Annotated in this window: 16 protein-coding genes and 1 riboswitch; of the genes, 9 read left to right on the top strand and 7 right to left on the bottom strand. The window is 70.4% G+C overall.

Annotated elements, in window-relative coordinates; genetic code table 11:
- Positions 1 to 2: 2 nt before the first annotated feature.
- The 4 genes from K8638_RS41515 to K8638_RS41500 are packed head-to-tail and all read left to right on the top strand — an operon-like array spanning position 3 to position 3,599.
- Positions 3 to 1,217 carry an aminotransferase class I/II-fold pyridoxal phosphate-dependent enzyme gene (locus tag K8638_RS41515; RefSeq protein ID WP_223760317.1) on the top strand — a complete coding sequence of 405 codons (1,215 nt, stop codon included), beginning with the start codon at positions 3 to 5 and terminating at the stop codon, positions 1,215 to 1,217.
- Positions 1,218 to 1,235: 18 nt separating this feature from the next.
- Positions 1,236 to 2,087: a CoA ester lyase gene (locus K8638_RS41510; protein ID WP_223760316.1), complete on the top strand. Its 852-nt coding sequence runs from the start codon at positions 1,236 to 1,238 to the stop codon at positions 2,085 to 2,087.
- On the top strand, positions 2,084 to 2,611 hold the full coding sequence (locus K8638_RS41505) for a MaoC/PaaZ C-terminal domain-containing protein (protein WP_223760315.1): 528 nt from the start codon (positions 2,084 to 2,086) through the stop codon (positions 2,609 to 2,611). Before K8638_RS41510 ends, K8638_RS41505 begins: the two co-directional genes overlap by 4 nt.
- Positions 2,598 to 3,599: an NAD(P)H-quinone oxidoreductase gene (locus K8638_RS41500; protein WP_223760314.1), complete on the top strand. Its 1,002-nt coding sequence runs from the start codon at positions 2,598 to 2,600 to the stop codon at positions 3,597 to 3,599. The genes K8638_RS41505 and K8638_RS41500 overlap by 14 nt, the downstream gene beginning before the upstream one ends.
- Here the strand turns inward: K8638_RS41500 and K8638_RS41495 are convergent.
- The 4 genes from K8638_RS41495 to K8638_RS41480 all read right to left on the bottom strand — a co-directional run bounded on the left by K8638_RS41495 (position 3,596) and on the right by K8638_RS41480 (position 6,733).
- Positions 3,596 to 4,702, bottom strand: a complete 1,107-nt coding sequence (locus K8638_RS41495) for an ornithine cyclodeaminase family protein (protein WP_223760313.1) — start codon at positions 4,700 to 4,702, stop codon at positions 3,596 to 3,598. The two genes, K8638_RS41500 and K8638_RS41495, sit on opposite strands and share 4 nt — an antisense overlap.
- Before the next feature lie 112 nt (positions 4,703 to 4,814).
- Entirely contained in the window at positions 4,815 to 5,240 is a 426-nt protein-coding gene (locus K8638_RS41490; RefSeq protein ID WP_223760312.1) for a hypothetical protein, read from the bottom strand.
- A gap of 9 nt (positions 5,241 to 5,249) precedes the next feature.
- Entirely contained in the window at positions 5,250 to 6,011 is a 762-nt protein-coding gene (locus K8638_RS41485; protein WP_223760311.1) for a DUF2092 domain-containing protein, read from the bottom strand.
- Between the two features lie 104 nt (positions 6,012 to 6,115).
- Complete coding sequence (locus K8638_RS41480; RefSeq protein WP_223760310.1) at positions 6,116 to 6,733, bottom strand: outer membrane beta-barrel protein; 618 nt, start codon at positions 6,731 to 6,733, stop codon at positions 6,116 to 6,118.
- A 235-nt stretch (positions 6,734 to 6,968) separates the two neighbouring features.
- Here K8638_RS41480 and K8638_RS41475 point away from each other — a divergent pair, with 235 nt between their 5' ends.
- Together K8638_RS41475 and K8638_RS41470 are read left to right on the top strand one after the other, a co-directional pair.
- Positions 6,969 to 8,117: a hypothetical protein gene (locus tag K8638_RS41475; RefSeq protein WP_223760309.1), complete on the top strand. Its 1,149-nt coding sequence runs from the start codon at positions 6,969 to 6,971 to the stop codon at positions 8,115 to 8,117.
- Between the two features lie 14 nt (positions 8,118 to 8,131).
- A complete protein-coding gene (locus K8638_RS41470) occupies positions 8,132 to 9,022 on the top strand; it encodes a bile acid:sodium symporter family protein (RefSeq protein ID WP_223760308.1) in 891 nt (296 codons plus the stop codon).
- A gap of 16 nt (positions 9,023 to 9,038) precedes the next feature.
- Here K8638_RS41470 and K8638_RS41465 read toward each other — a convergent pair whose 3' ends face one another.
- From K8638_RS41465 to K8638_RS41455, 3 genes are all read right to left on the bottom strand, one after another.
- Positions 9,039 to 10,019 (bottom strand): hypothetical protein, encoded by a 981-nt coding sequence (locus K8638_RS41465; protein WP_223760307.1) that lies wholly within the window; start codon positions 10,017 to 10,019, stop codon positions 9,039 to 9,041.
- A 242-nt stretch (positions 10,020 to 10,261) separates the two neighbouring features.
- The gene (locus K8638_RS41460; RefSeq protein WP_223760306.1) at positions 10,262 to 11,413 is read right to left on the bottom strand and encodes a chemotaxis protein; all 1,152 of its coding nucleotides are present in this window, start codon (positions 11,411 to 11,413) and stop codon (positions 10,262 to 10,264) included.
- A 105-nt stretch (positions 11,414 to 11,518) separates the two neighbouring features.
- A complete protein-coding gene (locus tag K8638_RS41455; protein WP_223760305.1) occupies positions 11,519 to 13,042 on the bottom strand; it encodes an arylsulfatase in 1,524 nt (507 codons plus the stop codon).
- Positions 13,043 to 13,232: 190 nt separating this feature from the next.
- Positions 13,233 to 13,293, top strand: a riboswitch (guanidine-III (ykkC-III) riboswitch).
- A 17-nt stretch (positions 13,294 to 13,310) separates the two neighbouring features.
- On the opposite strand from K8638_RS41455, the gene sugE reads away from it, so the two are divergent.
- From sugE to K8638_RS41440, 3 genes are all read left to right on the top strand, one after another.
- Positions 13,311 to 13,640 (top strand): quaternary ammonium compound efflux SMR transporter SugE, encoded by a 330-nt coding sequence (gene sugE, locus K8638_RS41450; RefSeq protein ID WP_223760304.1) that lies wholly within the window; start codon positions 13,311 to 13,313, stop codon positions 13,638 to 13,640.
- A 60-nt stretch (positions 13,641 to 13,700) separates the two neighbouring features.
- Positions 13,701 to 14,873 (top strand): MBL fold metallo-hydrolase, encoded by a 1,173-nt coding sequence (locus tag K8638_RS41445; RefSeq protein WP_223760303.1) that lies wholly within the window; start codon positions 13,701 to 13,703, stop codon positions 14,871 to 14,873.
- A gap of 134 nt (positions 14,874 to 15,007) precedes the next feature.
- Positions 15,008 to 15,325, top strand: a complete 318-nt coding sequence (locus K8638_RS41440) for a type II toxin-antitoxin system RelE/ParE family toxin (RefSeq protein WP_223760302.1) — start codon at positions 15,008 to 15,010, stop codon at positions 15,323 to 15,325.
- Positions 15,326 to 15,498 lie beyond the last annotated feature (173 nt).

Genomic DNA, 15,498 nt, shown 5'->3' with positions numbered 1-15,498 from the left:
CCATGAACGACAAGAACCGCTACCGCAACACGGAGTCGATGATCACCCACGGCAACCCCTCCTTCCAGGCAGCCAAGGAGGCGGGGCTGATGGACCTGTCGGTGCGCGGCACCGGCCGGGGGACGCTGGCTCTGCCGGACGGACGCGAGTTCATCAACACGTGCTCATGCTCGTACCTGGGCCTGGACTCGCACCCCGAAGTCCTCGACGGCGCCATCCAGATCCTCCAGCGCGAGAAGACGATGAACCTGGCCATCTCCCGCCTGCGCGTCCGCCTGAGTGCCATGGACGAGCTGGAGGCGGAGCTGTCCCGGCTGTGGCGCGCGAAGACGGTGGTCACCACGACGGCCAGCGCCGCCAGCGCGGGCCTGCTGCCGCTCATCGCCTCCGGCCACCTGCTGCCGGACGGGAAGCGGCCCGTCCTGGTGTTCGACAAGGCGGCGCACTTCTCGATGAACCTCATCAAGCCCATCTGCGCGGATGAGACGGAGGTCCTCACGTCACCGCACAATGACCTGGACTTCCTGGAGGACGTCTGCCGCAAGCACGCCCGCGTGGCCTACGTGGCGGACGGCTTCTACTCCATGGGCGGCGCGGCCGTGGTGAAGGAGCTGCTCGCCTTGCAGGACCGCTACGGCCTCTTCCTCTACTTCGACGACTCGCACTCCCTTTCCCTCTACGGCACGGCGGGTGAGGGCTTCGTGCGGACGCTGATTGGCGGGGACCTGGGCCCGCGCACCCTCATCATCGGCTCGCTGGGCAAGGGCTTCGGCACGGCGGGAGGGGCGGTGATGCTGGGGCCCGGCCACCATACGGACCTGGTGGGGCGCTTCGCGGGACCGCTGGGCTGGTCCCAGAGCCTCACCGTTCCGGCCATCGGCGCCAGCCTCGCCTCGGCGCGCATCCACGGCACACCGGAGCTGGCCGAGCGTCAGCAGGCCCTGCGCGCCAACATCCGCTACTTCGACGAGCGCATCCCCACCCGCACCCGGGGCGAGGACTTCCCCATCAAGGTCATCGAGGTGGGCCCCGAGGCCGAGGCCGTGGAGCGCTCGCGCCGGATGCTGGAGCGGGGCTTCTACACCTCGGCGGTGTTCTTCCCCATCGTCCCGAAGGGGCGCGCGGGCCTGCGCATCATGCTGCGCGCCAACCTGGCCCAGGCGGACCTGCAGCGGCTGTGCGACGCCCTGCGGGACGTCGCGGCCCCGGTGGCCTGAGGAAAGGGGAGGCGTCAAATGGTGACCTTCACCCCCGGCAGGACCTTCCTGGTGACGCCCGCGCTGGACCCCTCCCGCTTCGACAAGGCGGTGGAGGTGGGCGCGGACGTGGGGTTGCTCGACCTGGAGGACGGAGTGCCCACGGCCCGCAAGGCCGAGGCGCGCCGGCTCGCCTTCGGCCACCTGTCCCACGCTCCCTCGGGCGGCCCCATGTCGGTGCGTATCAACAGCCTGCGCACCGAGGACGGGCTGCGGGACGTGCTGACGCTGCTGGACTCGGGAGCACGGCCCGAGGCCGTCCTGCTGCCCAAGGTGGAGTCGCCCGTGGAGCTGCGGCAGCTCGACGAGCTGCTGGGGCCGCGACTCCCCGGCGTCGCGCTGCTGGCCATCATCGAGACCCCGCGGGGCGTCTCGGCGGTGGATGACATCGCCACCGCCACGCCGCGGCTGCGCGGGCTCATCTTCGGCGCGGCGGACCTGTCCTCGCAGCTCGGCGTGCCGCTCACCTGGGAGCCCATGCTGTATGCGCGCTCGCGCATCGCCATGGCCGCGAGCGGCGCGGGAATCCACGCCATCGACTCGCCCTTCTTCGACCTGGAGGACCCCGCGGGCCTGGAGGAGGAGACGCGCCGGGCCCGGGCGCTGGGCTTCACCGGGAAGATCGTCATCCACCCGGACCAGGTGGACATCATCCACGAGGCGCTGCGTCCCTCGGCCCACGTGGTGGCCCAGGCACGGCGGGTGCTGGCCCAGGCGGATGACGGGAAGGGCGGCATCCACGTCGTGGGTGGAAACATGATTGGCCCCCCGCTGGTGGCAGCGGCGCGGCGGGTGATGGCGAGCGTGAAGCTGGAGAGTGGAGAGACATGAAGAAGATGGTCACCGCCCACAAGAAGGTGGGCAAGCAGCGGTACCGGGAGACGTACGGCCTCTACTTCGAGGACTTCGAGGTGGGGGACGTGTTCGAGCACCGCCCCGGGCGCACCCTCACCGAGGTGGACAACATCTGGCAGTCCCTGCTGTGCCTCAACACGCACCCGCTCCACATCGACGCCGTCTACGCCAGCAAGACGGAGTGGAAGAAGCCGCTGATGTCCAGCCTGGTGACGCTGGCCATCGTCGGGGGCATGAGCCTCAACAGCACCAGCGCCAAGGGCGTGGCGAACCTGGGCTGGGACAAGATCCGCCTCACCGCGCCGGTGTTCGTGGGCGACACCATCTACGCGGAGAGCCGCGTGCTGGACAAGCGCATGTCGAAGTCACGCAAGACGCAGGGCGTGGTCTCCGTGGAGACCAAGGGCGTGAAGGCGGACGGCACCGTCTTCATGACCTTCGAGCGCTCCTTCCTGGTACCCCTCCGCAAGCACAGCGTGGACGTGGATGCGAACTACTGACACCTCGATGAAGGCCGTGCTGCTGGACGGCTTCGGCGGCCCGGAGGTCCTGCGCGTGGGCGAGCTGCCACGCCCGGAGCCGGGGCCCGGGCAGGTCCGGGTGCGCGTGCGTGCCTCGGCGCTCAACCGAGGGGACACGGTGCAGCGCGGCGGTGGTTATCCGCTGCCGCCCGGTGTCACCAGTCCGCGCCTCGGCATCGAGGTGGCGGGCGAGGTGGAGGTCCGTGGCGCGGGGGTGCGGACGCTCGAGCCGGGCCAGCGCGTCTTCGGGCTGGTGGCGGGCGGAGGCTACGCGGAGGCGTGTCTCATGGAGGAGGGGATGGCCATCCCCATTCCGGACGGCTGGTCCTTCGTGCAGGCCGCGGCCACGCCGGAGGCCTTCATCACCGCGCATGAGTCGCTGCTGGAGCTGGGCGGGCTGCGCGCGGGCCAGTCCGTGCTCATCCACGCGGGCGGCAGCGGGATTGGCACTGCGTGCATCCAGTTGGCTCGCGCGGTGGGAGCGCGGGTGTACGTCACCGTCGGCACCGAGGAGAAGCGGAGGCGGTGCCTGGAGCTGGGGGCCGACGCGGGTGTGCTGCGCACGGAGCGGAACTTCGCCCGGGAGGTGCTGGCCCTGACGGGTGGGGTGGGGGTGGACGTGGTGGAGGACTTCGTGGGCGGCGCGGCGCTGGACCGCAACCTGTCCGTCCTGAAGTTCGGCGGCTGCCTGCTGCTGTTGGGCGGGCTGGATGGAATGAGCGCGGACCTGGACCTGCGGCAGGTGATCATGCGGCGGCTCCAGCTCAAGGGCATGGCGCTGCGCCCACTGCCCCCGGAGGAGAAGGTGGCCGTCACCCGGCGCTTCCGCGAGCGGTGGCTGCCGGAGCTGGCCGCGGGGCGCCTGCGCCCCGTCATCGACTCCACCTTCCCGCTGGAGCGCGTGGCGGACGCGCACCAGCGGATGGAGTCCAACGCCAGCTTCGGGAAGATCGTCCTCGAGCTCTAGGCCCCGCCGGCGCGGCGGCGCTCCAGCCGCCGTGCCGGCCCGGACTCGGGCCCGCGCAGCAGCGAGTACGGGTCCAGCGCGTCACCGCCGATGGTCTCCAGCGCCACCGGGGTGCCCAGGCCGAGCCGCTCCGCGTGCTCCAGCAGCAGCCCGGTGACGACCTGGTCCTCCAGTGCATGGCCGGTGGAGTCGAACACGGTGCTTCGCTGGCGCCAGGCCTCGTAGCGGTCCGGGTCCTTCATGAGCGTGACCAGGTCCGGGCCGATCTTCTCGGGCGCGAGCTGCTGGCACTCGCCCTCGACGCGCGCCTGCTCCAGGTAGTCCGGGACCACGAGGCTGCGCTCCAGGAGGGCCCGGGGCAGCTCCGTCTTGCCCGGCAGGTCCGAGCCCACCGCGTTGATGTGGACATGGGGCTTCAGCTCGCGGCCGGAGATGACGGGCCCGGCACCCACGGCCACGGAGGTGGCGGTGCAGATGATGTCGGCCTGCGCCTCCAACTGCTCCAGCGTGGCGGGCCGCACGTCCAGGTCCAGGAAGCCCACCCGCCCCGCGAAGGAGAGCAGCGCTTCCGGGTTGATGTCGTAGGCCAGCACCTGCTCGAGCGGGAACAGGCGGCTGATGGCATGGAGCTGGGTGACGGCTTGCGCGCCCGTGCCCACCAGACCCAGCACGGTGCTGCCGGGCGAGGCGAGGCAGCGCGTGGCCACCGCGGAGGCCGCGCCGGTGCGCAGCGCCGTGGCGAAGACGCCGTCCATCAGCGCCAGCAGGTGGCCCGTCCGGACGTCATAGAGGCTGTTGGTGGCGATGATGGTGGGGAGCGTGTGCTCCTCGGGGTTGAGGGGGCTGTAGCCCACCATCTTCACCGTCACCGTGTGGCCCCGCTGCATGACGGGCATCCACTCCAGCACACCCGGCTGGCGCGGGTGGTCCAGCATGAAGCCCTCGCGCTTGCGCACCTCCGTGGTGGCCCCGTCGAAACGCCGCAGGGCGTCCGACAGCGCGTGGAGGAGCTGGTCCATCAGGGCGTCCAGGCCCACGGCCTCCACGATGGAACGCAGGTCGGCCTGAGTGACAAGCAGCGTCCGGGTCGAGTCGAGCTTCACGATGGAGTGTCCCCTGGCCGATTCACTCCTTTCGAGGCTAACACGTCACTACAGACTCGCGTGAAAGCCCTGGGGATACACGGTGCACTCCTCCAGCGATGGACCCGGCGGGCTACTCCGGGGCCTCGTCCGGGGACTCGACGACGTACACGAGCGTATCCCCCTGGTAGTAGGGGCGGTACATGACACTGCCGCAGCGCTGGTAGCCGATGCCTCCCACCGTCGTGGCCACGCAGCCCGCGGGAAGCGTGGAGATGTAGCTCGCGCCCACGGGCATGGCCACGGTGGCGGCGACACCCACCCCGTAACCATAACCGTAACCCGGGGTGGCCGCGCCCCATCGCCGCGAGGTCCGCCGGGACGTGCGGCGCGCGACCCGGCGTGACGTGCCGTACTGGGCCTCCACCTTGCCGGGGAAGCCGGGAATCACCAGCGCCAGGTCCTCCACCACCGGCACCTCCAGCCCCGCGCCCACGGCCAGGCCCGCCAGCAGCAGGCCCAGGGCCCGCCGCGTCCTCCTGCGTTTGTTGGTCTTCATCTCCACCTCTCACTCTTTCGGAGCGGTTCGCGAACCCGACTGCTCGCGCGAGCCCTTGTCGTCCCGCGCTTCTTTCTCCAGGAAGGACACCCGCTGCGCTTCGGCCGGGGGACGGAATACGAACTGGGAGTCCGAGAGCTGGGGTGCCAGGTCCCAGTCGGACAGGACCACTGCGTATTGCGGTGCCTGGTCGACCCGCTTGGAGGTGACGACGTACTTGCGCGGGAGCGGCCGCGGGCCGTCCTCAATCCAGATCTGCACGTCCACCTCGTCGCCCTGGAAGGCCAGGTGGTGCGTGGCCACGCCCTCCACGTTGGCGCGTCCCAGGTATGTGCCGGAGCGCATGCTCTCGCGGAGCACGGCGTAGGGGTTGCTGTAGAGCAGGTCCGCTGCTGGGGGCTCCAGCCCCAGCAGGTCCGAGGCCATATCCAGGGTGTCGTCCAGCGTGGGGGGCGCCGGCGCCGCCGCGAAGGTCTGGCTCTTCTCTCCGTACAGGGTGAGCTGCTTGCCGTCGTAGAAGAGCTGGAGATCGCTCAGGTCTCCGGTGCGGTCTACACGGAGCCGATCCGGCCGCCTCAGGGACACCAGGCCCTCGCGATGGAACTGGATCTTCTGGCCCGACTCGAGGACGGCTTCGATCGTCCCCTGCGTCCGGACCGTGAGCTGGCGTTGCCCGGCCAGGAAGTCGCTCATCTCGCGCAGGCGGCGCTCCGCCTCGGGCTCGAACTTCGCGGCCGGGGCATCGCGTTCCCGCGCCTGCTCGGCCGCCATCGAGGTGCTGGCGACCGCCAGGAAAAGAAGGATCCATGGAGCTCTGCTTGCGCGATTCATGAGCACTCCCTGCCGTGCGTAGCCGCTGGAGAACGAGCCCCGGCTCAGAAGATGAAGCCGACGTTGAGCGTGGCGTTGTAGCTGCCGCCACCCGCGAAGTTGACGTCTTCCGGATCCACGTTCGCGACCGCGGACTCGGGAGCGATCTCCTCGTCGAAGAGGACGTTGTAGTTGGCGCGGAAGTCGGCGGAGAAATCGCCGGAGTGGAAGCGCAGGCCGGCGCCCAGCGGGACGGAGCCCACGGTGTCGTCGCTGTAGCCCAGCGCCTCACCGCCCTGGCGCACGTTGTAGTCGCTCACCCCGATGCCGCCGAGGACGTAGGGCTGCACGGGCGTGGCGGTGATGCCGAAGGTGGCCACGGCCTGCGCGCCGTTGCGGACGATGTCCGGATTGCCCAGCAGGTCTTCAGCCCCATCCAGGTCGAGGGAGTTCACCGCGCCGCTGTAGCCGAGCTCCAGCCCGAGCACCCGGGAGGGCCTGATGCCCACCGTCGCGCCAAAGGCCGCGCCGGGGTCAATCCGTGGCGCCAGCCCGCCGCTGTAGCCCTCGACACCGCCACCCACGGACACCGTGATGCCCCGCATGTCGGCCTCTTTGTCCTGGGCCAGGGCTCCCGTTCCCACAAGCGCGCATGCCACCATCAGCGCCTGAATGCTCTTCATGTCCGCCTCCTCGGTACGGAACCGGTTCAGCGCAAAGCTTGGGATGCGGGCGGCGGTGTTCAACCCGGGACGTTCGGACGTTGGGAGCAGGGGGCCATCCCCCGGCCACGCCGCGCGCCCGGGACTGGATTGCGCATGCCGGAGCGTGGCCCCAACGTCGAATAGGGCGACACTGGAGTCCGCCCACGGCCGGCCAGGCAGGGCTGGCGCCACCATGCCAGGACGCCGCCACACCATGGACGTGCTCCCCCCACTGCCCGACTTCTCCGTGATGAGGGGCGGCCCGCTCTACAAGGCCGAGCTCCGGCTCCTGCGCATCCGGTCCCGGCGCTCCAACGTTCGCTGGCTCACGCTCGCCTTCGTGCTGGTGGCCTGGTTGCCCCTCGTCGTCCTCACGCTGCCGCGGGGAGCCGTGGTGACGAGCTCACTGCTCAGCCATCTCCACGTCCAGGTCCAGTTCCTGCTTGCCCTGCCGGTACTCGTCGCCGCCGAACCCTTTGTCGATAGGTACCTCACCCTGGCTGCCCGCCAGTTCCTCCGCTCGCACCTGGTCGGAGCCGACAGCAGGCCCGCCTACGAGGCGGCCGCGCGCGCGGCGATGCGGTGGCGCGACAGCAGCCTCGTCGAGGCCGGTCTGCTCGCCGTATCCCTGGCCCTTGCGTTGAGTGCGCGGCTCGGCACGGACCATGCGTGGAGCTCCCGCGGCGCGGAGGACGGCCCGTCCCCGGCGGGATGGTGGTACCTGCTGGTGAGCCAGCCGATCCTCCGGTTCCTGCTGCTGCGGTGGTTCTGGCGCGGAATCGTGTGGGCGGGATTCCTCTTCCGCGTTTCGCGGCTGCCGCTCGCGCTGGTGCCCACGCATCCGGATGTCATGGGCGGACTTGGCTTCCTGCCCATCTGCCAGGCCCAGTTCGCGCCCGTGGTGTTCGCGCTGTCCGCGGTTGCGTCGTCGTACACGTGGAGGGCGGAACGCGCCGGAATCTCCACCGATCCGATGCCCTACCTCGTTCCGCACATCGTGTTCGCGGTCATCTCGGTCGTGGTCGTCTTCTCGCCGATGATCTTCTTCAGCCGCCACCTCATCCTGGCGAAGCGGCGCGGATTCCCGCGATTCTCTTCGCTCGCGGCCTCGCACTCGCGGCGGTTCGAGTGGAAGTGGTTTCGCGAGCGGCCGGACCAGGACCCACTGGGCGCACCTGATTTCTCCTCGATGATCGATCTGGGAAGCTCCTTCTCCGTCTCGCGCGACATGCGCCTGTTCCCGTGGGATCGGCGCTCGCTGACGGCCGTCATCCTCGCGGCGCTCGCCCCGATGCTGCTCCTTCTCACCCTGGACCGCCGGCTCCTCGCCGTCCTCATCCATCTTCGCGAAGGACTGCGCTGAGCCAGGAGCGTTGCATGTTGAAATCCATCGTTCTCTTCGCGCTGTCCAACGTCGTCACCCTCTTCATGTTCTCCGCGGGGCTGGCACGGCGTCCTGGAGCGCTGCGGCAGGTGCTCCAGCGTCCGGCGCTCTACGGACGGGCGTTGGCCGTGGTCCTGGTGGCGGTGCCGCTGCTGGGGTTCGCGGTGGTTCACCTGTTCCCCCTGCCCAGGGTGGCCGCCGGCGCCATCCTCCTCACGGCCATCTGTCCCGGCGCGCCGTTGCAGGTGAACCAGGCGAAGTCCCTGGGCGCGAGCGTGACCACGTCCCTCAACCTGCTCCTGCTGCTGGCCGTGTGCGCCATCGTCACGGTGCCCCTCTGGGTGTGGGCGCTGGAGCGGCCCCTGGGCTTCGAGCTCCAGGCGGGCCCCGGCCTGGTGTTCCGGACCCTGCTCGTGAAGCTCCTGCCGCCGCTGGCGGTGGGAATGGCCGTCCACCACTTCTTCCCGCGGGCCGCGGAGGTGCTCGGCGTGTGGGTCAACCGCCTGTTCACCGTGCTCCTGCTGGTGGCGGTGGTCGTCATCCTCTTCATCGCCGGGCCCCGGTTGCTGGACCTGGGGTGGGTCACCGTGCTGGCGCTGGGCGTGCTGGTCGCCGCCGGCTCCCTCCTGGGGCACTGGGCCGGCGCGCCGCGTGAGGAGGACCGCAAGGCCATGGCGCTGGCGGCCGGCATGGCCCACCCGGTGCTGGCCATCACCATCATCAGCCAGAGCTATCCGCGCCTCCGGGCGCTCGACGTGGTGGCGGTGGTATGCGCCCTCATCCTGGTCCGGGTCCTGGCGCTGATGCCCTACAAGCTGTGGATGAAGCGGCGGAGCCGGACGGAGCGCGCCGGCCGGGTGCCCCCGGGCAGCGTGCCCACCTGAGGGCCCCGCCGTCCGCTCACCAGATGTAGCGGAGGATGAGCTGGCCGTAGCTGAGCGTCGGGTCGCCCGACTCCAACGTCTGGCCCTCCGCCCCCAGCCCGCGCTGGGGGGAGCCATTGAGCGTGGTGACCGCGCCCACGCCAACCTGGAGGTTGGCGCGTCCCGAGTAGTAGACGCCCAGCGCCAACGTGCTGGAGCTCAGCGTCCGGTCCGGCAGGCCGAAGTCCTCCTCCTCACCGGTGGTGAAGAGGTACTCGCCCATCACCGCGACGGGGACTCCGAGCGAGTCGAAGTCCACCGCGAGGGCCAGCGAGAGGTTGACGAGGAAGGCGTTCGTCTCCTGGGAGACGCGCCGCCCCTCCGCCGAGATGAAGGGCTCACGCGTGCGCCAGGCGTACTCGGTGGTCGCCGCGCCTTGCAGCGAGAAGACGGGCCCCAAGGCCTGCGCACCGTAGACGCCGCCGGTAACGGACTGCTCCGAGGTGGGCGCCACGAGGAGCCTGCCCACGTTGCCGTTCACCACGTCCTCCAGCGTCAGCAGCGGGTCGCCCAGGATGCCGTTGACGAGGTCGAGGACGGTGATGTCCTTGCCGTTGCGGTAGCCGTAAAGGGCCCGCACTGCGATCTGCGTGCCGCTGGACTCGTTGCGCCACAGCCGCACCACCGCGCCCGCCTGGCCCACCAGGTCCACGGAGGCTCCATCCGCCAGGAGGGAAGGGGTGTTGGCGCCGGTGACGATGGTGCCCCGAATGAAGCCGGTCAGCCCCAGCCAGGGGGTGATGCGCAGGCCCAGGTCGGCGGTCTGCTGGACGCCGGTGAGCAGGATGTCCCGTGTGCCCTGCGCGCCAATGGGCAGGTCCGGGATGTCGTAGCGCGCCACGCCCTCGCGGATGCCCACGTGCGTGGTGACGAACGCCGTCTGCTGGAGGATGGGGAACAGGAAGGTGTGCCCACCCAGCTTGCGCGTGTCGGCCGTCTCGCAGAGCTCGCACCTCACGGCGGCCGCGGCGCCTCCGCGTTCGGCATCCGTGGAAGGAGCGCTCTCCGCGCGAGCGGCGCCCAGGACGAGGCTCAGGCCCAGTCCCCATACAAGTGTCTTGGGTATCATCGGCGAAGACGGTGGGCAGGCGCCCCCCTTCCCGGCCATCGCCTCAAGGCGCCGTCATCCGTCGCCGACAGCACAGGCCGTGGTGGGCGGAGCGGCCGGGCGAGGCAGGGCCGGTCTGGGGCCGTGCTCCTTCACGCGCGGCGGCGCCAGGCCCGCGCGAGCATCGCCGCGATGACGAGCGCGCCCACCAGCGCCAGCCCGATCAACCCGAGCAGCCACAGGAAGACGCGGTCGACCAGCCTTGTGGCGCGGTCGAAGGCGTGGTCCGTCCATGCCACCGCCAGGCCGTCCAGTTGCTGGAGGGTCGCGATGCGCTCGGCGTGAAGGCCATTCAGCACGGCCGCTCTTTCCTGTCCCACGCCCACGAGCACGGCCTGCCGCTCACCGGTGATGAAGTCCTGCACCGCCAGCCGTTCCTGGTGCAGCGCGTCCAGTACGGCCGTGCGTTCGCGGGCCACCAGCGTGGGGGTGTTGTCCGCCAGTCCTCCGAAGCGGTCGAGGATGTCCACCGTCCGGTTCAGCTCGCCCATCGCCTCGCGCAGGGCAGGGGCGTCCACCACCGCGGATGCCATCTCCGCCGCCGCCAGCTCCGCCTGCCACCGGGCCTGCCGGGGCAGGCTGGAGGCGTAGAGGTCCACCCTCGCGACGAGGTCGCGCGTGTCCTCCAGGAGGACCGCCGCCGCGCCCAGCGGGCGGAGGCGGGACAGGTCCGTGAGCTCGGCCAGCAGCGGCGCGGTGGACTCGCGCGCGTGGATGGGGCCGGTGAGCGGGTGCTCGGCGGCCCAATGGTGCACGCGCGCCCGGGCCTGGGAGAGGTCCTCCTGGCCGGTGACCTCCTTCGCGAGGGACTCCACCTCCGCTTCGGCTTGCGTCAGCACGCGCAGCGCCCTGTCCACCTGCTCGGGAGGAGCACCCACCGTGTGTTTCCGGATCGCGTCCTGGAGCTGGGCCAGCAAGGCCCAGGCGTCGACGAGGGCGGCCACCGGGTCCGGCTGGAAGAGCACCGCCTGCAGCGTGGGCACCGCGTTGGCCTTGAACTCCAGCATCCGGAGCCGCAGCATCGCCGAGTCGGAGTGCTCGGCGATGTCGTCCGCCCCCATCTCCAGCATCCCCGGAAGCCGGCGGGCCAGGTCCCGTACGCGCACGCGCAGCACACCCGCGGACATCCCCGACTGGCCCACGCGCTCCTGGAGCTCCGTGCGGGGCGCCGTGGTGGCGCACCCGGACAGGGCGGTCATCAGCGCCGCCGCCAGCATGAGGAGCGAGGAGGAGGGGAGGTACATGGAGCGGAGCCAAGCTGCGCATCCGCCCGCGGTCCGCCGAGCGCCCCGGGGGGCAGGCGCGCGTCGGGGGCTGGACGGGAGCGCACGTCCGCGGCCCGTCCCGCCCTACCGGATCGTGAGGCCGGCGGCGAGCTTCTCCATCACCTGGTCGACGGTGAAGCTCGCGGCCTTCTGCCGGGGCGGGAAGTCCTTGAAGGACTCCAGGTATCTCCTGACGATGGCCTGGGTCGGCACCAGCAGGAAGGCGTGCTTGATCACCCAGTCGTAGTAGGTGTTCGAGGTGATGTCCGCGCGCTCGTACGGGTCGGTGCGCAGGTTGAACATCTTCGGCGCGCGCAACACGGTGAACGGCTCGGCCCACAGCCGGAGCGTCCCGGTGGCGCGCTGCTCCAGGAACACCATCTTCCAGTTGTCGTAGCGCAGGGCGACCAGGTCGCCGTCGTCGGAGAAGTAGAAGAACTCCTCGCGCGGGCCCTTCGGCTCCTGGCCCGTCAGGTACGGCAGGAGGTTGTAGCCGTCCAGGTGCACCTTGAAGGTCTTGCCGCCCGCCTTGTGGCCCTTCAGCAGCCGGTCCTTGACGTCGGGAGCCCCGGCGGCGGCCAGAATCGTGGGCAGCCAGTCGAGGTGGCTCACGATCTCGTTGGAGACCGAGCCGGCCTGGATGCGCCCCGGCCACCGGACGAGGGCCGGCACCCGGTAGGCCCCCTCCCAGTTGGTGTTCTTCTCGCTGCGGAAGGGCGTCATGCCGCCATCCGGCCACGAGTTCATGTGCGGCCCGTTGTCCGTGCTGTAGACGACAAGTGTGTTGCCGGCGATGCCGAGCTCGTCCAGCAGGTCGAGCAGGCGGCCCACGGCCTTGTCATGGTCGACCATCGTATCGTGGTAGGCGGACTGCCAGCGGCCCGCCTGGCCGCGGCTGCCGGGCTTCGCGTGGGTGTACAGGTGCATGTGCGTCGTGTTGAACCACATGAACCATGGAGTGCCGTCGGTGTGCCGTTCCCGGATCCACCGCGTGGCCGCCTCGAGGAACTCGTCGTCGATGGTCTCCATGCGCTTGCGGGTGAGGGGCCCCGTGTCCTCGATGCTCTGCCCGCCCTCCGGATTGGCCCGGCAGCGCAGCACCCCGCGAGGGCCGAACCGCTCCCTGAACTGCGGGAAGTCCTTCGGCGACGGGTAGTCGAAGCTCTCCGGCTCCTCCTCGGCGTTCAGGTGGTAGAGGTTGCCGAAGAAGGTGTCGAAGCCGTGTTGGGTGGGCAGGTGCTCGTCCCGGTCGCCCAGGTGGTTCTTGCCGAACTGGGCGGTGGCATAACCGAGCGGCTTCAGCAGCTCCGCGATGGTGGGGTCCTCGGCCCTCATGCCCACCTCGGCGCCCGGCATGCCCACCTTGCTCAGCCCGGTCCGGAACACGCTCTGCCCGGTGATGAAGGCCGCGCGGCCCGCCGTGCAGCTCTGCTCCCCGTAGTAATCGGTGAAGAGCATTCCCTCGTTCGCGAGCCGATCGATGTTCGTCGTCCGGTAGCCCATGACGCCTCTGCTGTAGGCGCTGAGGTTGGACATCCCGATGTCGTCGCCGAAGATCACCAGGATGTTGGGCTTGTTGTTGCCGTGGTTGCTCTTCTTCCCCGCCATGGCCGTCCTCCTGCCGCACTGACTGGGAGGGTAGGAGCGCGCGGGACGCACGGGAATGTGCCCCGAGGGGAGGCGCAAGCGACAGGGGGAGCGTTCGTGGGGGCGCTGCCGGTGCGTGTGTTCCGTGCTGGCTGGGGCGGGTTGAAGAGGGGCGGGCGGAAGGTTATAGCCCCGCCCGTCCGGCCGCTCATGAGGGGTGCACCGGGCCCGGACGAGGTGCGCCGTACCCGGTCAGGACAAGACGACGCGTACACGGGAGTCGTGCGTCATGTCGTGGGTCTACCTCATCATCGCCGGGCTGCTCGAGGTCTGCTGGGCCATTGGCCTCAAGTACACGGAGGGCTTCACCCGGCCCATCCCGAGCCTCCTGACGGCCGCCGCCATCATCGCCAGCATGGTGCTGTTGGGCATCGCCGCGAAGACGCTGCCCATCGGCACGGCCTACGCGGTGTGGGTGGGCATCGGCGCGCTGGGCGCGGCCGTGCTGGGCATGGTGCTCTTCCACGAGCCCGCCACGCCCCTGCGCATCTTCTTCCTGTCGCTGCTGCTCGTCGCCATCGTCGGGCTGAAGGCCACCAGCGGCGCCGAAGGGCACTGAGGCCCGGCAACACACTTCTTCATGGGCGCCGGCGGGGGCCAGGCGCTAAATGCCCGGGTCATGAGCAATGACGTCATGGCCCGAGGGCGCCCGAGAGGACGTGGACGGTGGAGGTTCGTGCTGGGCACGGCCGCGTTGCTGGCCGTGGGAGTCTCTTCGCTGGCGTGGACCTCCACGGGCCGGCTCGAGGCCTTCGGCGCCGCTCCAACGGGAGAGCGGCTGCGGCGGATGCAGTCCTCCGAGCACCACCGGGACGGCGTCTTCGTCAACACCACCGTCAACCCCAACGCCCGGAACCGTCCCGACTGGGACACGATGAAGGACCTGCTCTTCGGCCAGCAGCAGCGCACGCCTCCCGGCCCGCTGCCCATGGAGCGCGAGGTGGCCGCGGCCCTGGCGAAGCCGCCGGAGCACGGGCTGCGGGTGACGTGGCTGGGCCACTCGACGCTGTTGGTGGAGATTGATGGATTCCGCATCCTCACCGACCCCATCTGGAGCGAGCGCGCCTCGCCGTCCACGCTGGTGGGGCCCAAGCGCTTCCACCCGCCACCGCTGCCGCTGGACGCGCTGCCGGAGGTGGACGCGGTGCTCCTGTCGCACGACCACTACGACCACCTGGACATGGAGACCATCCGCGCGCTGGTGCCTCGCGGGTGGAAGTTCTACGCGCCGCTCGGCCTGGGCGCCCACCTGGAGTCGTGGGGCGTACCGCCCGAGCGCGTGGTGGAGCTGGACTGGTGGCAGGAAGTCACGCTGGGAGATGGGCGCCTGCGCATGGTGGCCACGCCGGCGCAGCACTTCTCCGGCCGGGGCCTGTCGGATCGCAACCGGACCCTGTGGACGTCCTGGACGCTGCTCGGGCCCGAGCACCGCGTCTTCTTCAGCGGCGACACCGGGCTGACGCAGGAGTTCGCCGAGGTAGGCCGCCGCTTCGGCCCGTTCGACCTGGCCATGTTCGAGGTGGGCGCGTTCCATCCGGCCTGGGGAGACATCCACCTGGGGCCCCACCAGGCGCTCCAGGCCCACGGGCTCGTCCGGGGGCGCAGGCTGCTGCCCATCCACTGGGGCACCTTCTCGCTGGCCACGCACGCGTGGGACGAGCCCGCCGAGGTGCTCGCCTCCGAGGCCCGCCAGCAGGGCGTCGCGCTGCTCACCCCGGTGCTGGGACGTCCCGTGGAGCCCGAGGCGGAGGCTCCGTCCGCGCCGTGGTGGCGGGAGGTCCGCGCCCCCTGAGACGGAGCTTTTTTCAGCCACCCCCCGGAAGGGTGGCTTTCCTTTCTACAGGACTTCAGAAAGGCGGGGCTCCAATCGTCTGATTTTCCTCAGAGCCGCTCTGGCACATGGCCTGCTTTGAGCTCCGGCCGCGTATGAGGTCTCCAAGGAACATCCACCGTCCGTTCACGGTCGAAGTCGTAACCGACGCCTGGAAGCAGATTTCACACCTGCCCAGGGAAACGTACCGTGCCATCCAGGCGCGGCTGGAGTCGCTGGCCGCGCAATCATCCGAACACGCCACGCCGCCTCCCATAGCCGGTCCGGAGGACGCGCCCAGCTTCCACATGGGGGAGCTGACCATCCACTACACGGTGGACACGCGGCGCCGCCTCATCCGGCTCATGCACATCTCGCGGGAGCGAAGCCCCCCCGCGGCGCCCATGCGCCAGGGAGAAGAAACCTCGGGCTGAGGCCCGCGGGGCCGCTCACGCCGCGGGCCACCTGGCCGGAGGGCGTGCAGCTCGCGCCGGGCGTGCAGGGCGTGGAGCGGCCGGTGCAGTAGTAATGCAGTATCACCATGCGAGTGCGGGCCGGATGCGTCGGGGACCCGCGGCGAATAGGGGGTTCCCCTGTGAAGGGGCGT

This window comes from Myxococcus sp. RHSTA-1-4, from assembly GCF_020037125.1.
Classification (GTDB): domain Bacteria; phylum Myxococcota; class Myxococcia; order Myxococcales; family Myxococcaceae; genus Myxococcus.
The sequence above is the reverse complement of the archived record's forward strand: the minus strand, read 5'-3'. Positions and strand labels throughout refer to the sequence as shown.

Excerpts from the sequence above, each read along its gene's own strand:
- K8638_RS41515 (WP_223760317.1), top strand. The coding sequence starts at position 3 with ATGAACGACAAGAACCGCTACCGCAACACGGAGTCGATGATCACCCAC.
- K8638_RS41510 (WP_223760316.1), top strand. The coding sequence starts at position 1,236 with ATGGTGACCTTCACCCCCGGCAGGACCTTCCTGGTGACGCCCGCGCTG.
- K8638_RS41505 (WP_223760315.1), top strand. The coding sequence starts at position 2,084 with ATGAAGAAGATGGTCACCGCCCACAAGAAGGTGGGCAAGCAGCGGTAC.
- K8638_RS41500 (WP_223760314.1), top strand. The coding sequence starts at position 2,598 with ATGCGAACTACTGACACCTCGATGAAGGCCGTGCTGCTGGACGGCTTC.
- K8638_RS41490 (WP_223760312.1), bottom strand. The coding sequence starts at position 5,240 with ATGAAGACCAACAAACGCAGGAGGACGCGGCGGGCCCTGGGCCTGCTG.
- K8638_RS41485 (WP_223760311.1), bottom strand. The coding sequence starts at position 6,011 with ATGGCGGCCGAGCAGGCGCGGGAACGCGATGCCCCGGCCGCGAAGTTC.
- K8638_RS41480 (WP_223760310.1), bottom strand. The coding sequence starts at position 6,733 with ATGAAGAGCATTCAGGCGCTGATGGTGGCATGCGCGCTTGTGGGAACG.
- K8638_RS41475 (WP_223760309.1), top strand. The coding sequence starts at position 6,969 with ATGGACGTGCTCCCCCCACTGCCCGACTTCTCCGTGATGAGGGGCGGC.
- K8638_RS41470 (WP_223760308.1), top strand. The coding sequence starts at position 8,132 with ATGTTGAAATCCATCGTTCTCTTCGCGCTGTCCAACGTCGTCACCCTC.
- K8638_RS41460 (WP_223760306.1), bottom strand. The coding sequence starts at position 11,413 with ATGTACCTCCCCTCCTCCTCGCTCCTCATGCTGGCGGCGGCGCTGATG.
- K8638_RS41455 (WP_223760305.1), bottom strand. The coding sequence starts at position 13,042 with ATGGCGGGGAAGAAGAGCAACCACGGCAACAACAAGCCCAACATCCTG.
- sugE (WP_223760304.1), top strand. The coding sequence starts at position 13,311 with ATGTCGTGGGTCTACCTCATCATCGCCGGGCTGCTCGAGGTCTGCTGG.
- K8638_RS41445 (WP_223760303.1), top strand. The coding sequence starts at position 13,701 with ATGAGCAATGACGTCATGGCCCGAGGGCGCCCGAGAGGACGTGGACGG.
- K8638_RS41440 (WP_223760302.1), top strand. The coding sequence starts at position 15,008 with ATGAGGTCTCCAAGGAACATCCACCGTCCGTTCACGGTCGAAGTCGTA.